The organism is Nocardia sp. NPDC055053 (assembly GCF_053608285.1).
On the sequence record NZ_JBSGVD010000002.1, the window covers coordinates 46002 to 60065 of the forward strand.

Sequence of the window (14064 nt, forward strand, 5' to 3'; positions counted from 1 at the left end):
GGGATCTTCGTAACCCGGCCTGACCTGCGCATACTGTGGAGCTAAGGGGAATCGAACCCCTGACCTTCTCGATCCGGGATTCACCTCGCGGGTTGCTTCCGCGATCGGGCGCACTGTATCGCGCTCGACACCGCAGATCTACAACCGTGTAGGTCGTCGGCCAGGGCCAACCCTGTGCGGGTGGATCAGCAGACCTCGACCGACGTGGCATGGCCAGCGACTTCCTCATACCCCCAGCTTCGAGAGACTTCAGACAGGGTGTCTCGCCTCAGCCAATTGCTCACCGAGGCGAGACCCTTCCCCTACGTTCCTACACCGCCGCCACGGCGCAGGCGCGATCCAGCTTATGCATCGCAAGATCGTGGATGTGGAAGCCTCGCCCAGCCATGCTCGAATGCGCGAGCCCATGTCGTCTGAACAAGTGCCACAGCCGATTGCAGTCACCGCCAGTTGCGAGATAGCCGGCTTCGACTAGGGCACGAACACCGGCATGCATACCCGCGCCGTTCACACCAGCCGGTACCGCCGTCGACGCACGCACCTGCAGTCGTTTGCACACCAACTCGACGACGGCCGACCGCCCTGAGGTCAGCTCCCAGGAGCGCCGCGTCGACATACTGGACGCCTGATCAGAATCGAAACTGTTGAGTTTCTGTGTAGTTTGGCCAAACCACGTCAAATCTCGCGGTACAAGAAAACCCCCTCCGACCCAGGTCAGAGAGGGTTTTCACTGTCGGGCTGACAGGATTTGAACCTGCGACCACCTGACCCCCAGTCAGGTGCGCTACCAAGCTGCGCCACAGCCCGCTCTTGCCCCCGTCTCCGGGTGCTCGAAAAGATTACCGCACCATTCCGCGAAGGTACTAATCGGCTGGTAGATGGCGGTTTCTGGAGGCCTGTTGGGCGCCGAAGACGGGAATCAGCGGCGGTTCAGCCGACCGGGCTCAGATCCGCCCCGACGGGTGGGAACATCGATACCCCACTGCGGAAGACCTCGGTCGTGGCGACCGATTCGGCGGGCAGGCGGGCCGCGGTCAGCGCCTGCGCCTTGAACGCGCGCGCGGCCACGCTGAGGCGGTGCACCACCGGGTCGACGCGATGTTCCGGTGGTGAGGACCAATCGTCGCCCCAGACAACGACTTCCACTCCACCGTCGCGCAGGGCCGAGACAACGCCGCGGTGGGCGCGGGAGTCGCGACAGCAGACGTCGCCCGCGATCGCGAGTGCGTGTGGCTTGCGGCCCTGTCCGTGCGCGGAGAGCACCTGATGCAGGTCGACCAGTTCGGCGCCGAGGATGCGCAGCGGTCGCGCGTCGGAGATCTCGGCGACGAGCACCGAGACATCCCAGCCCGCGACGGCGCGATCGAACAGCCAGCCCCCGGCATGCTCGACGACATCGACCACACTGGTCGCCACGACGTCGAGGCGATACCTCATCGCGGAGGGTCCGGGGCGAAGTCGCGTTTCAGCGACCTCGTGTACTCGGCGAACACCTCGGTCAGGGGAATCGAATGATCGAGCAGCCATGAGATCTCCATTCCATTGATGAAAGCGACGATCTCCACCGCCCGGATCCCGGGATCGAAATCGGCACGGTAGCGGCCGATTTCCTGGTTGTGGCGGATGAGCGCCGTAACGATGCCGACGGCCAGGTTCCATCTGTCCAGCATCCGGTCGTGCAGCGGAGCCTCGGGCTGGAGGTTCTCCACGAGCAGGACCGCGAAGGTGCCGACCAGTTCGGGTGAGCGCTGGATACGCTCGGCGACCTTCTCGATCTCGGCGATCAGGTCCCCGTGCAGGTCCGCCTGCTGCAGGTCGTCGGCATCGCGGGCATCGAGCACCGCATGCAGCAGCTGGTTCTTCGAGGTGAAGTGGTGCAGCAGCCCCGCCGGGCTCACTCCGGCCTCACGCGCGATCATCGCCAGACTCGTGTTGCGCCAGCCGTTGCGGGCGAGCAGCCGCTGCGCGACGGTGACGATGCGCTGGCGGCGATCCTCTCCCTTGGCTAGCAGCGAGGCGTATGGACGGGGAGAAGTCATGCGCGGCACCCTGTTCGACAAAACCTAGTGAACACACAGTAGGTTGGTTTGCTCGGTGTGACAACGGTCTCACCACTCCCGAGCCGGCCCACTGATGAGAATAGCGTTCTTGCGTGGCCGTGTGGACGAAATCGCGCTCATGGCAAAACTGCTGACCGGTGGACTCTCCACCTGTGATAACGTTATTTCCGCACTAGGAGAACTACGTTGGAGGCAGGATGCCGGTTCCCAGTAGTAGCGCCCCGCTGTACCCACCCGGCGGATTCGGCCCGCCGAAGGACCGGCGCGGCAAGGCGGCAGGCACGCTCGGACTGCCCGCGGGCACGGAGGTCTTCTCCGCCGACAACCACATCTCGCTGGCGCACGACATCTTCTACGAGCGGTTCCCGGAGAACCTCAAGGACCGCGCGCCGCGGGTCTGGTACGAGGACGGCGCCTATCAGCTCGGTCGCAAGGGAAAGTCGTTCCTGCCCGGTGATTTCAGCCATGTGCTGATGCAGTACGACCCCCTGGAGGGCTCCGGCAGCGCCAATCCGGCTGCCCGCGGCGCCGATCTGCGCGCCGACGGCATCGCCAGGGAACTGGCGTTCCCCAACGCGCTGCTCGCGCTGCTGTTCTACCCGGACAAGGAGATCCGCGAGCTCTGTTTCCGCGTCTACAACGCCTACATCGCCGAGCTCCAGGAGCAGTCCGCCGGCACCTTCTACGGTGTCGGCCTGATCAACTGGTGGGACGCCGATGGCGCGCGCCGCACCCTCGACGAGCTGAAGTCGCTGGGGCTCACGACCTTCTTGCTACCGCTGTCGGCGGGCAAGGACGACGACGGGGCCGTCATCGACTACGGCAGCACCGCGATGATCCCGGTGTGGGATGCCATCGAGGAGTCCGGCGTCCCGGTGTCCCATCACATCGGTGAGTCGCCGCTGTCGGCACCGTGCGAGGTCAACAGTGTCGCGGTCGGCATGATGCACAATGTCGCGCCGTTCCGGGAACTGTTCTCCAAGTACATCTTCAGCGGCATCATCGACCGGCATCCCGGGCTGAGCATCGGCTGGTTCGAGGGCGGCGTGAACTGGGTGCCCGCCGCGATCCAGGACGCCGAGCACATGCTCGCCTCCTTCCAGCACATGCTGGACCGGCCGGTGGAACACGACATCCGGCACTACTGGGACAACCACATGCGCGCCTCGTTCATGGTCGACCCGCTCGGGCTCTCCCTCATCGATCACATCGGGATCGACCGGGTGATGTGGTCCTCGGACTACCCGCACAACGAGAGCACCTTCGGCTACTCCGAGCAGTCCCTGGCCGCGGTCGTCGCCGCGGTCGGGCCCGAGGCGGCGGCCCGGATCGTCAGCGGCAACATCCGCGATTTCCTCGGCGTCTGAGATGACGGTGTCCGGCACAGCCGCGCGGTCCGCGGCCTTCGAGATCCCCGATGTCCCCGACCGCGCGCGGATGCGGCGCGAGACCGGCGCCCGGTTGCGGGTGGCGATGGCCGCCCGCGGCGTCGACGCGCTGGTCCTGCTCAACAACACCAATGTCGCCTACGCCACGGGCGCGAACTGGCCGCTCGGCGATGCCGGGCTCTCCCATGTCGAGCGTCCCGTCGCCGTGGTGGTGGCCGGTGATCCGTGGCCGCACCTGTTCCTGCCGTTCCGGGAGGGCGCCTCCGACGAGGCCGAACTGCCCGCCGATCACCTGCACGGACCGGTCTACCTCGAATTCGACGAGGGCGTTGACAGTTTCGGCCGTGTACTCGCCGATCTCGTGCCCGCAGGGGCCACCGTCGCGGTCGACGAATGCACCGGTGCGATGCGCCGGGCACAGGACGCGCTGTTCCCCGGCGGAGCTCCCTCCGATGCCGCGCTGGTCGTCGGGGCAGCCAAACTGATCAAGACACCCGACGAGATCGCGTGCCTGCGCATCGCCAACCGGATCACCGAGCAGGCGATCGCCGAGGTGCAGGCCGACCTCGCACCGGGGCGCCGCCAGATCGACCTGTCGGCCCGATTCGTCCGGCGCGCTTTCGAACTCGGCGCCACCGCGAACATGCTCGACGCCATCTGGCAGGTGATGCCGCGGTCCAAGGCCGAGGGCGTGTGGACCACGCACGGCGATCTGGCGCTGCCGCTGCTCACCACCGAGCGTGCCCTCACGGCCGGTGACGTGCTGTGGACCGATGTCAGCATCACCTACGGCGGTTACTGCTCGGACTTCGGCCGCACCTGGATCGTCGGCGGCTCCCCGAACGCGCGCCAGCAGCGCCAGTTCGAACGCTGGCACGAGATCGTCACCGCGGTACTCGCGGTCACCAGGGCGGGCGCGACGGCCGCCGACCTCACCCGGGCCGCGATCGCGGCCAACGGCGGCGTCAAACCCTGGCTGCCGCATTTCTATCTGGGTCACGGCATCGGCGTCAGCGCCGCCGAGATGCCGATGATCGGCACCGATCTCGGCGCGGAGTACGACGAGAACTTCGTGTTCGAACCCGGGATGGTGCTGGTGCTCGAACCGGTCGTCTGGGAAGACGGCACCGGCGGATATCGAAGCGAGGAGATCGTGGTGATCACCGACCAGGGGTTCGCGCCCCTCACCGACTACCCGTATGACCCGTATGGGTACTGAGATCCTGCCCGACGAGCGCGCCCTGCGGCATGGACGGCGCGCTCGCGCACTGGCACAGATGCATGCCGGCGACCTCGACGTGCTCGTCCTGGGCAGGCAGGCCAATGCCCGCTATGTGGCAGGCGCCCCGCAACTGTGGGTGGCGGGAACCCGGCCCTTCGGCCCCGTCGCCACCCTGGTGCGCGACACCGGCGCGGTGCACCTGCTCAGTACCTGGGATGAGGGCATCCCCGAGGACATCCCGCACGACAATCTCTACGGCCTGGCGTGGAATCCGCTGACCACCATCGAGGTGCTGCGCCGCATCGAGGGGGCGAGCACGGCCCGCCGGGTCGGCACCGACGCCCTGTCCCCGACCTTCGCCCAGTTGCTGCCGCAGGCGTTCCCGCGGGCCGAACTCGTCGACGGGGAACCGGCGATGAGCGCGGCACGGCGGATCAAGACACCCGAGGAGATCCTCGCGCTGCGGCGTGCGCTCACCGTCGCGCAGGCCGGGCTGGCGGCGTCGGTGGCCGCGCTCGCGCCGGGCGTGAGCGAGCAGTCGCTGATCGGGATCCTGCTCGAGGCCATGGCCGCGGGCGGGATCAGTACGCCCGCCTCGCAGGACTCCGCGTGGGTGACCTCGCGGGCGCATCCGTGGCAGCGCGCCGGTGCGGATCGACGTGCGCGAGCCGGTGACCTGGTGGCGTTCTCGGCGGGCATTCTCGGCGAGGGCTACATCGGCGAGGTCGGCCGCACCTGGCCCGCCGACGGTGAGGGCGGCGCCGGCGTGCGCGCGCTCTACCGGCGCTGGGACGTGCTGTGGGACAGGCTCGTCGAGGCCTGTCGTCCGGGGGCGCCGACCGCCGGTCTGCTCACCGCCTACGAGCTCGCCGGTGAAGCGCTGCCGCCGATGCCGGTGGCCCGCGGACTCGGTATGGGCTTCGACGCCCCGGTCGTCTCGCCGCTGCTGCGGCGGACCGCCGAGGCCGAACGCCTCGAGCCCGGCATGGTGCTGTCGGTCACCAGCTATGTCTGGGAGCCCGGCGTCGGTGCCGTCTTCGGCCGGGACGCCGTCCTGGTCACCACCGACGGCGCCGAGGTGCTCACCGACGCGCCGCACTGGCCGCACTGACCCGCAACATATTTCGAGGCGGGCCGCCTGCCGGGCGGGCCGCGTCGTCCAGGCGAAGGAGCCCTATCGTGCCCGGACCGGAGCAGCCGTCGGCGGAGGAGATCATCCGCTACGACAAGGATCCCGAAACCCGTATCGCCACCATCACTTTCGACCGTCCTGACCATCTCAACGCCCCGACCGGCGCGGCCCGGCTGCGCTACGGCGATCTGATCCATCGCGCGAGCGTCGACGACGAGGTCAAGGTGCTCGTCGTCCGCGGCGCGGGCGACGATTTCGGCAGTGGTGCCGATCTGCCCGAATTCCTCGCTACGCAGCGGGATCCGGACCAGGGGCCACGGCTGGCCGAGTACAAGATCGGCGCGGAGGACGGGGTGCGCTACCCGCCCGCCGGGTCGTTCCGGCACGGCGCGACGGTCAGCCAGTGGTACGCCAACGCGCAGGCAGGCTGCCGGAGTCTGCAGGAGTTCAAGAAGATCAGCATCGTCGAGGTGAAGGGCTACTGCTACGGCTGGCACTTCTATCAGGCCGCCGACGCCGATCTGGTGATCTCGAGCGACGACGCGCTCTTCGGTCATCCGTCGTTCCGCTACTACGGCTGGGGTCCGCGGATGTGGACCTGGGCGCAGACCATGGGGCTGCGCAAGTTCCAGGAGATGGTATTCACCGGCCGGGCCTTCACGGCCGGGGAGATGGCCGACTGCAATTTCCTCACCAAGGTGGTCACGCGCGACGAACTGGAGGCCGAGACCGCCAAGTACGCGCTGGCCTGCGCCCGGAATCGCCCCACCGACACGATCTTCATGCAGAAGGTCTTCTTCGAGATCATGAAGCAGCAGCAGGGCGAGTACATGGGCAGCCTGCTGAGCGGGTTCTTCGAGTCGATGGGCGGGCACATCCACGCCGACGACGAACTCATGCTCGGGGATGCCTACGACAGTGGGCTCAGTGCCTCGGTGAAGGACAACGACGCCCGCTTCCCGCCGGAGTTCCGGCTGAGCAAATCCGCGCGCGAGGAAGACCGGTGAGTACTCCGGCCGCACCGCTGTCCGGGTGGACGGTCCTCGACCTGTCCACCGGGATCGCGGGGGCCTACTGCGCCAAACTGCTGGCCGACGGCGGCGCCGAGGTCGTCGTCGTCGAACCGCCGCGTGGCGCCGCGCTGCGGCGGTGGTCGGCCTCGCACACCCCGCCCGCGCCCGGCGCCGACGGGCCGCTGTTCACCTTCCTCAGCGGCGGCAAGCGCAGTGTGGTCGTCGATGTGCGGGTGCCAGGAGACCGAGCCGTGCTCGACGGGCTGCTCGCCACCGCCGATGTCGTGGTGTGGGAACCCGGTTCGCCGGTCACCGACGATCCGGCCCGGTCCCCCGCCGCGCTGCGGCGCGCGCACCGGCACCTGGTGGTCACCGCGATCACGCCGTTCGGGCTCGACGGGCCGTGGGCGGGCCGGGCGGCCACGGAGTTCACGCTGCAGGCCTGGTCCGGTGGCATCATCGGGCTCGGGCGCGGGGCACCGGAGCGGGCTCCGGTGGCCGTCGGCGGGCGGATCGGCGAATGGTTCGCCGGCGCGCACGCGTCCGTCGCCACCTTGACCTCGCGGCTGCGCGGCGGTTCGGGTGAGCTGATCGACCTGTCGATGCTGGAAGCCCAGATCCTCGGGCTGACCTACTTTCCCGTCACCTTCCACGACGCGCTCGGCCGGCCGTTCCTCACCCGGCGACAGCGCAGCGTGCCCGGCATCGCGACCGCGGCCGACGGCCTGGTCTCGGTGGGGTGCGGCACCGTGCAGCAGTGGTTCGACCTGTGCGCGATGGTCGGGCACCCCGAGTGGATCGACGATGACACCGACGCCTCGATCACCGAGCGCGCCGCCGCCAGGGCACCGCAGATCTATGCCTGGCTGGCCGAGCACCCGGTCGAGGTGGTGCAGGACTTGGCCTCGGCCTTCCGGATTCCCAACGGGCCGGTCGCCGACGGGGCGAACGCCCCGAAGATGGATCATCATCTGGCACGGGGGTCGTTCGTCACCGATCCAAGGGATGGGTTCGTCCGTCCCGGTCCGCCCTACCGTTTCGATCCCCCGCTGCTGCCGGAGCCGGGCCCCGCGCCCCGGCTCGGCGAGCACACCGAGCAGTACCGCGCACCGGCGACCGGTGGCCGGACCCGCGGTGGCAGCAACGAACAGCTGCCGTTCCGGGAAATGCGGGTGCTCGATCTCACTACCTTCTGGGCGGGTCCGTCGTGCACGCACTACCTGGCGATGCTCGGCGCCGAGGTGATCCACGTGGAGTCGGCCGCACGGCTCGACGGCACCCGGCTCATCGCGGGGGTGCCCGTCAGCGAGGACCGGTGGTGGGAGAAATCGCCGATCTTCTCCGGGCTCAACGCGGGCAAGAAGAGCATCACGCTGGACCTGGCCGACGAACGTGGGCGCGCGGTGCTGGCGCGGCTCGCCGCGAGCTGCGATGTCGTCGTCGAGAACTACACCCCGCGCGTGCTCGCCCAGATCGGGCTGGACTATCCCGCCTACCGTGCGCTGCGGCCCGACGGAATCATGGTGCGCATGCCGGGTTTCGGGACGACCGGACCCTGGCGCGACAATCCCGCGTTCGCCTATGTCATCGAGGACACCTCGGGCATCAGCTGGCTCACCGGCCACCCGGACGAGAACCCGGTGCAGCCCTATTCGATCGGCGACCCCAATGCCGGTGCGCACGCCCTCAACGCCCTGTTGCTGGCGCTCACCCACCGGCGCCGCACCGGCGCGGGCACCCTGATCGAAGCCGCCATGGTGGAAGCCGCGCTCAATGTCGCCGCCGAGCAGGTGGTGGAGTACTCCGCGAACGGGGTGCTGTTGCACCGGGACGGCAACCGGGGCCCGGCCGCGGCGCCACAGAATCTGTACCGGGCCGCAGGCGCCGACGAATTCGGTGGCCGGGACTGCTGGGTGGCGATCGCGGTCGCCACCGACGGACACTGGCGCAGGCTCAGGGAAGCCCTCGGCACACCGTTCTGGATGCTGGATCCCGCGCTGTCGAGCGCGGCGGGCCGACGGGCCCGGCACACCGAGATCGATACCCGGCTCACGGCGTGGTGCGCCGACCGCGACAGCGACGAGATCGTCCGGATCCTCTGGGACGCGGGGGTTCCCGTGGCGAAAGTGATGCAGCCGCATCGCCAGACCGATATTCCGCAACTCGCGTTCCGCGGCTTCTTCGAGGAGCTCACCCATCCGGTCAGCGGGACCGCACGGCACAGTACGGTGCCGTCCCGTTTCTCGGCGGGACCGTACCGCTTTCACCGTGCGCCCGCACCGCTGCTCGGCCAGGACAACCTCGCCGTGCTCACCGGCCTCGGACTGGACGCCGCACAGATCAGCGAACTGATCACCGCGGGAGTGGTCGGTGGTCAACCGGCGGTCGCCCCGATCCGCACCGGCGTGCGCTAGCCGTTCGGTCCGCGCAGCAACGAAAGACGCCGGCCTGCACCGGATCTCGGGGCAGGCCGGCGAACGATGCCGGGCGCTCGGGGTTGGTGAGCGCCGTCAGCGGGTGATGGCGGGCACGGTCTCCCAGCCGCGCACCGTGGAGGTGGGCGAGAGGCGGGCGGCGGACATGTCTACCTCCCATTCCGGGAAGCGGCGCAGGATCTCCTCGAGCGCGATCCTGCCCTCGAGGCGGGCCAGCGCCGAACCGAGGCAGTAGTGGGTGCCCGCGCTGAACGACAGGTGGGGGCGGGAGATCCGGTGGATGTCGAAGACATCACCGTCCGGAGCGAAGTGCCGCTCGTCGCGGTTGGCCGCACCGATCAGCATCATCATCACGCTGCCCGCCGGAATCGTCCGGTCGTGCAATTCGATGTCGCGGGTCACGTAGCGCGCCACGTGCGGGGCAGGCGGCTGGAACCGCAGCAGTTCCTCGATCGCCTTGGGAATCAGGCCCGGATCCTCCACCAGTTGCCTGCGCTGGCCGGGATGCTCGGCCAGTACTGTGCCCGCCCAGCCGATCAGCCGGGTGGTGGTCTCGTTGCCCGCGCCGGAGACGACGTTGACATAGGTCAGCAGTTCCTCGCGGCTCAGGCGCCGCTCCACACCGTGCTCGTCCTCGAACTCGACGGTGAGCAGTTCGGTCATGATGTCGTCGGCGGGGTGCTCGACGCGCCAGTCGATGTAGGCGGCGAAGAGTTCACCGCCGGACATGCCCTCCGAGGCGGCCTTCATCGGCTGACCTTCCTCGGTGCGCATCTGGTCGTTGGCGAAGTCGCGGATGGCTTCCTGATCCTGTTCCGGGATGCCGAGCAGCAGCCCGATCGTACGCATCGGCATCTGCGCGCCGATGTCGGCGACGAAATCGATCCGGCCGGTACCGATCAGCGGATCGAGGCTGTCCGCGCAGAACTGACGGATCTGCGCCTCGAGCGCGGCGATCTTGCGTGGCGTGAACATCCGCGACAGCAGCCTGCGGTGGATGTCGTGGATCGGCGGGTCCTCGAAGATCAGCACGCCGGGCGGAATCGGGATGTCCGCCTTGATCAGTTCCAGGATGGCGCCGCGGGCCGAGCTGAAGGTGTCCTTGTCGAGCAGCGCGGCGTTGACGTCGGTGAAGCGCGACACCGCATAGAAGTCATGGGTCTCGTTGTAGTACAGGGGAAGTTCGTCGCGCAGGCGCTTGAACATCGGGAACGGGTCGGCGTTGAGCTCGACGTCGTACGGGTCGTAGAACACCTCGTCGGTGGTGCTGGCAGTCATCGGATCGCCCCTCACGGCACTAGAAATGGATACGTCACCAGGTGACGGGTAGCGAGTACAGGCCGTAGGCCAGGCGGTCGTGCTTGAACTCGACCTCGTCGAGCGGAACCGCGAGGCGCAGTGCCGGAACCCGGCGCACCAGCGTCCGGAAGACGATCTGCAGTTCGGCGCGGGCGAGCTGCTGGCCGACGCACTGGTGCGGGCCGAACCCGAAGCCGAGATGGTGGGCGGCGGGCCGGGCCAGATCGAGCCGGTCGGGTGATTCCCATTCCCGCTCGTCCCAGTTGGCCGGTGCCAGGTCGAAGATCAGTCCGTCGCCGGCGTTGATCGTCCGGGCACCGATCTCGATGTCGGCAACGGCGATCCGCCGCTGCCCGTTCTGGATGATGCTCAGGAACCGCAGCAGCTCCTCGACCGCGTTGATCACGATCGCCGGGTCCTCGGTGTCGCGCAGCAGCGCGAACTGCGCCGGGTTCTCCAGCAGCGCGAGCGCGCCGAGAGAGATCATGTTGGCGCTGGTCTCGTGGCCTGCGATCAGCAGTCCGGTGCCGAGCTGGGCGGCCTCGCGCATATCGATCTCACCGGAACGCACCCGCTCGGCGATATCGGAGACCACGTCCTCGGCCGGATCGTCCAGCTTCTGCTTGATCAGCTCGACCAGATAGCGGGCCAGTCCGGCGCGGCCAGCGGCGGCCTGCTCCTTGGTGGCGAACCGGTCGACATTGACGCCGGCGTGCTGCTGGAAGAACTCGTGATCCTCGTAGGGCACACCCAGCATCTCGCTGATCATCAAGGTCGGCACCGGCAGGGCGAGCGCCTGCACCAGGTCAGCCGGTTTCGGCCCGGCCAGCAACCGGTCCAGGTGCTCGTCGGTGAACTGCTGGATCGCCGGGCGCAGCCCTTCGACCCGTTTGACGGTGAACGGTTTGGTGAGCATGCGCCGGTAGCGCTGATGTTCGGCGCCGTCGGTGGTGAACACCGATTTCGGCCTGCTGTCGACGATCGCCAGCATGCCCTCGTTCCAGTGCGGGAACCCGGGACGATGGTCGTCGACGCTGACCCGAGGATCCGACATGAGCTGCTTGTACTCGGCGTACCCGGTGACCAGCCAGGGGGTGCTGCCGTCCCAGATCCGGACGCGGTGCAGCGGGTCGGCGCGGCCGAGCCGCAAGGTCTCGGCGGGTGGGGCGAACGGGCAGCCCGGTGCGCGGAGCATGGGGTACTCGGGGGCTGGCGCGGTGGCGGTGGTCTCGGCCGGTGTTTCGGACACGGTTCACTCCTTCGGTGGGCGCCGCGGCGGAACCGCGGGCGCGCGGTCATTCCTCGATGTGGATGGCCATGGCGGGGCACACGGCGGCGGCTGTGCGCACGTCGTCGGCGAGTGCGGCCGGTGGCTCGGCGTCGAGCAGCACGACGACGCCGTCCTCGTCGCGCTGGTCGAACACCTCGTCGGCGTGCATCACGCAGTGGCCCGCGGCCACGCACTTGACCTGGTCGACTGTCACCTTCATCGGGACCTGCTCTCCTGGGGGACGGGGTCAGCCCGCCCGTCGATCAATTCCTGGCGGCGAATCCTGGCCTGTTTCGCCATGTTCCAGCCGAGGATCGCGGTCACCGCGCCCTCCTGCTCGTACCGGACGACAAAGCGCCCGTCGGCCGGGTCGCCGTCCACCACCCGGGCGGATGCCGCACGCGTCACCGTGCCGTGGACCTGGATCTTCGTGCCGAACTGGTCGGTCCAGAAGTAGGAGATCGGCGCGTGCGGGCGCGGGGTGCCCGCGATGGCGGCGGCGACGACCGCGGCCTGTTCGGTGGCGTTGGTGCGGTTCTCCCACCTGACCTCGGTGCCGAGCCAAGGGTGGTGCCAGCGGGCGACGTCACCCGCCGCGTAGATCCCTTCGGCCGCACGGCAATACGCGTCGCAGACGATGCCGTCGCGGATCGGCAGTCCGCTGCCGTCGAGCCAGCCGGTGACCGGTGCCGCGCCGATCGCCACGACGACCAGGTCGGCGGGCAGCACGGTGCCGCCGGCGAGGGCGACTCCGGTGACCGCCCCGTCGCGGTCGGTCAGCCCGTCGACCGCGGCGCCGAGTTCGAGGCGCACACCGTTGTCCCGGTGCAGCGCGCCGAGCCGGGCGCTCACCAGGTCACCGAGCTGACCGGCCATCGGCGCGGACAGCGGCCCGCACAGCGTCACGTCGCGGCCGAGTTCGCGTGCGGTGGCGGCGATCTCGCTGCCGAGGACGCCTTCGCCGACGACCACCACGCGCTGTGCGTCGTTCAGCCCGGCCCGCAGGGCGAGCGCGTCGTCGAGGGTGCGCAGGACGTGGACGCCGCGCAGGCCGGGTGGGCCGGGCAGGGTCCGAGGGGCCGCACCGGTGGTGATCACCACGTGGTCGGCGGTGATCGTTCCACGACCGATGCGCACGGTCCGGTTCGCGGCGTCAAGGGCCAGTGCGGGCGAGCCCAGGATCAGTTCGAGGTCCAGCCCGGCCAGGAGCCGGGGCGGGCGCAACAGCGTGCGTTCGGCACGCCACTGGCCCGACAGGATCTGTTTCGACAGCGGCGGCCGGTCGTAGGGCAGGTGCGGCTCGGCGCCGAGGACGGTGATCCGCCCCGGAAAGCCTTCGCGCCGAAGAGCTTCCGCCGTCGCCAGGCCCGCCGTCGACGCGCCGACCACCAGCACATCGGTGCCACGCTTCATCGCGCACTCCCCTGCTCGGCGGGTGTGCGGCGGCGCAGCGGTTTGCCCGCCACGGTGCCGCCGTCGACCGGCAGGACGGTCCCGGTGACGTAACGGGACAGGTCGCTGCCGAAGTAGACGGCCGCTTCGGCCACGTCTCCGGGCTCACCGTCGCGCCGCAGCGGCCGATCCTCGCGCATGGACTCGCGGACCATGCGGGTGAACTTCTCGCTCACGCCGCTCGGCATCCGGTCGGCCGAGGAGGCCAGCAGCGGTGTCGGGATGCTGCCGGGCGCGATGCAGTTGACCCGGATCCCGTACTGCGCCAGCTCGATCGCCGCGGACTTGGTGAAGTGGATGACCGCGGCCTTGGACGCGCGGTAGCTCTGCACGCCGCCGCCGGCCTGGATGCCGCCGATCGAGGACACGTTGATGATCGACCCGCCCTCGGCCGCGGCCATGTGCGCGGCGGCGAAGCGGGTGCCCGCCATCACGCCGAGCAGGTTCACCCCGAGTACCCGGTGGAAATCGAGCAGGTCGTCGTGCAGGAAGTCCTTGTGCATCACCCCGGAGATGCCCGCGTTGTTGCACATCACATCGAGCCGCCCGAACGTCTCGACACCGCGGTCGACCAGCCGCCGCACCTGCTCGGGGTCGGCGACGTCGATCTGCTCGAACACCGCGGCGCCGCCGTAGCCCGTGATCGAGGCGCGGCCCCGCTCGGTGTCGACGTCACCGACGACCACCCGGGCGCCCGCGGCGACGAAGCGCGCGACGATCGCCCCACCGATGCCGGAGGCGCCGCCCGTGACGACGGCGACCCGGCCTGCCAGTTCGTCGGTCATCCGTTCTC

Annotated in this window: 12 protein-coding genes and 1 tRNA gene; 5 read left to right on the top strand and 8 right to left on the bottom strand. The window is 69.2% G+C overall.

Annotated elements, in window-relative coordinates; genetic code table 11:
• Window positions 1-733 precede the first annotated feature (733 nt).
• The 3 genes from ACWF82_RS02130 to ACWF82_RS02140 form a co-directional block, all read right to left on the bottom strand.
• Window positions 734-807, bottom strand: a tRNA-Pro gene (locus ACWF82_RS02130).
• A gap of 123 nt (window positions 808-930) precedes the next feature.
• On the bottom strand, window positions 931-1437 hold the full coding sequence (locus ACWF82_RS02135; RefSeq protein ID WP_452497073.1) for a hypothetical protein: 507 nt from the start codon (window positions 1435-1437) through the stop codon (window positions 931-933).
• Window positions 1434-2039 (bottom strand): TetR/AcrR family transcriptional regulator, encoded by a 606-nt coding sequence (locus ACWF82_RS02140; protein ID WP_452497075.1) that lies wholly within the window; start codon window positions 2037-2039, stop codon window positions 1434-1436. Before ACWF82_RS02140 ends, ACWF82_RS02135 begins: the two co-directional genes overlap by 4 nt.
• 218 nt (window positions 2040-2257) lie before the next feature.
• Here ACWF82_RS02140 and ACWF82_RS02145 point away from each other — a divergent pair, with 218 nt between their 5' ends.
• The 5 genes from ACWF82_RS02145 (at window position 2258) to ACWF82_RS02165 (ending at window position 9229) form a co-directional block, all read left to right on the top strand.
• Window positions 2258-3427: an amidohydrolase family protein gene (locus ACWF82_RS02145; protein ID WP_452497077.1), complete on the top strand. Its 1170-nt coding sequence runs from the start codon at window positions 2258-2260 to the stop codon at window positions 3425-3427.
• 1 nt (window position 3428) lies between these two features.
• Window positions 3429-4667, top strand: coding sequence for a M24 family metallopeptidase (locus tag ACWF82_RS02150; RefSeq protein WP_452497079.1), 1239 nt, complete (start codon window positions 3429-3431; stop codon window positions 4665-4667).
• A complete protein-coding gene (locus ACWF82_RS02155; protein WP_452497081.1) occupies window positions 4657-5781 on the top strand; it encodes a M24 family metallopeptidase in 1125 nt (374 codons plus the stop codon). Before ACWF82_RS02150 ends, ACWF82_RS02155 begins: the two co-directional genes overlap by 11 nt.
• Before the next feature lie 68 nt (window positions 5782-5849).
• Window positions 5850-6809: an enoyl-CoA hydratase/isomerase family protein gene (locus ACWF82_RS02160; protein ID WP_452497083.1), complete on the top strand. Its 960-nt coding sequence runs from the start codon at window positions 5850-5852 to the stop codon at window positions 6807-6809.
• Window positions 6806-9229: a CaiB/BaiF CoA transferase family protein gene (locus ACWF82_RS02165; protein WP_452497085.1), complete on the top strand. Its 2424-nt coding sequence runs from the start codon at window positions 6806-6808 to the stop codon at window positions 9227-9229. The genes ACWF82_RS02160 and ACWF82_RS02165 overlap by 4 nt, the downstream gene beginning before the upstream one ends.
• A gap of 96 nt (window positions 9230-9325) precedes the next feature.
• Here ACWF82_RS02165 and ACWF82_RS02170 read toward each other — a convergent pair whose 3' ends face one another.
• The 5 genes from ACWF82_RS02170 to ACWF82_RS02190 all read right to left on the bottom strand — a co-directional run bounded on the left by ACWF82_RS02170 (window position 9326) and on the right by ACWF82_RS02190 (window position 14056).
• On the bottom strand, window positions 9326-10528 hold the full coding sequence (locus ACWF82_RS02170) for a cytochrome P450 (protein ID WP_452497087.1): 1203 nt from the start codon (window positions 10526-10528) through the stop codon (window positions 9326-9328).
• A gap of 34 nt (window positions 10529-10562) precedes the next feature.
• On the bottom strand, window positions 10563-11744 hold the full coding sequence (locus ACWF82_RS02175) for a cytochrome P450 (RefSeq protein ID WP_452497696.1): 1182 nt from the start codon (window positions 11742-11744) through the stop codon (window positions 10563-10565).
• A 100-nt stretch (window positions 11745-11844) separates the two neighbouring features.
• Window positions 11845-12039, bottom strand: coding sequence for a ferredoxin (locus ACWF82_RS02180; RefSeq protein ID WP_452497089.1), 195 nt, complete (start codon window positions 12037-12039; stop codon window positions 11845-11847).
• Window positions 12036-13232, bottom strand: coding sequence for an NAD(P)/FAD-dependent oxidoreductase (locus ACWF82_RS02185; RefSeq protein ID WP_452497090.1), 1197 nt, complete (start codon window positions 13230-13232; stop codon window positions 12036-12038). Before ACWF82_RS02185 ends, ACWF82_RS02180 begins: the two co-directional genes overlap by 4 nt.
• Window positions 13229-14056, bottom strand: a complete 828-nt coding sequence (locus tag ACWF82_RS02190; protein WP_452497092.1) for an SDR family NAD(P)-dependent oxidoreductase — start codon at window positions 14054-14056, stop codon at window positions 13229-13231. The genes ACWF82_RS02185 and ACWF82_RS02190 overlap by 4 nt, the downstream gene beginning before the upstream one ends.
• Between the last annotated feature and the right edge of the window lie 8 nt (window positions 14057-14064).

Bases quoted from the DNA above. Each gene is read 5' to 3' on its own strand.
- ACWF82_RS02135 (WP_452497073.1), bottom strand. From the start codon at position 1,437: ATGAGGTATCGCCTCGACGTCGTGGCGACCAGTGTGGTCGATGTCGTC.
- ACWF82_RS02140 (WP_452497075.1), bottom strand. From the start codon at position 2,039: ATGACTTCTCCCCGTCCATACGCCTCGCTGCTAGCCAAGGGAGAGGAT.
- ACWF82_RS02145 (WP_452497077.1), top strand. From the start codon at position 2,258: ATGCCGGTTCCCAGTAGTAGCGCCCCGCTGTACCCACCCGGCGGATTC.
- ACWF82_RS02150 (WP_452497079.1), top strand. From the start codon at position 3,429: ATGACGGTGTCCGGCACAGCCGCGCGGTCCGCGGCCTTCGAGATCCCC.
- ACWF82_RS02155 (WP_452497081.1), top strand. From the start codon at position 4,657: ATGGGTACTGAGATCCTGCCCGACGAGCGCGCCCTGCGGCATGGACGG.
- ACWF82_RS02170 (WP_452497087.1), bottom strand. From the start codon at position 10,528: ATGACTGCCAGCACCACCGACGAGGTGTTCTACGACCCGTACGACGTC.
- ACWF82_RS02175 (WP_452497696.1), bottom strand. From the start codon at position 11,744: ATGCTCCGCGCACCGGGCTGCCCGTTCGCCCCACCCGCCGAGACCTTG.
- ACWF82_RS02180 (WP_452497089.1), bottom strand. From the start codon at position 12,039: ATGAAGGTGACAGTCGACCAGGTCAAGTGCGTGGCCGCGGGCCACTGC.
- ACWF82_RS02185 (WP_452497090.1), bottom strand. From the start codon at position 13,232: ATGAAGCGTGGCACCGATGTGCTGGTGGTCGGCGCGTCGACGGCGGGC.
- ACWF82_RS02190 (WP_452497092.1), bottom strand. From the start codon at position 14,056: ATGACCGACGAACTGGCAGGCCGGGTCGCCGTCGTCACGGGCGGCGCC.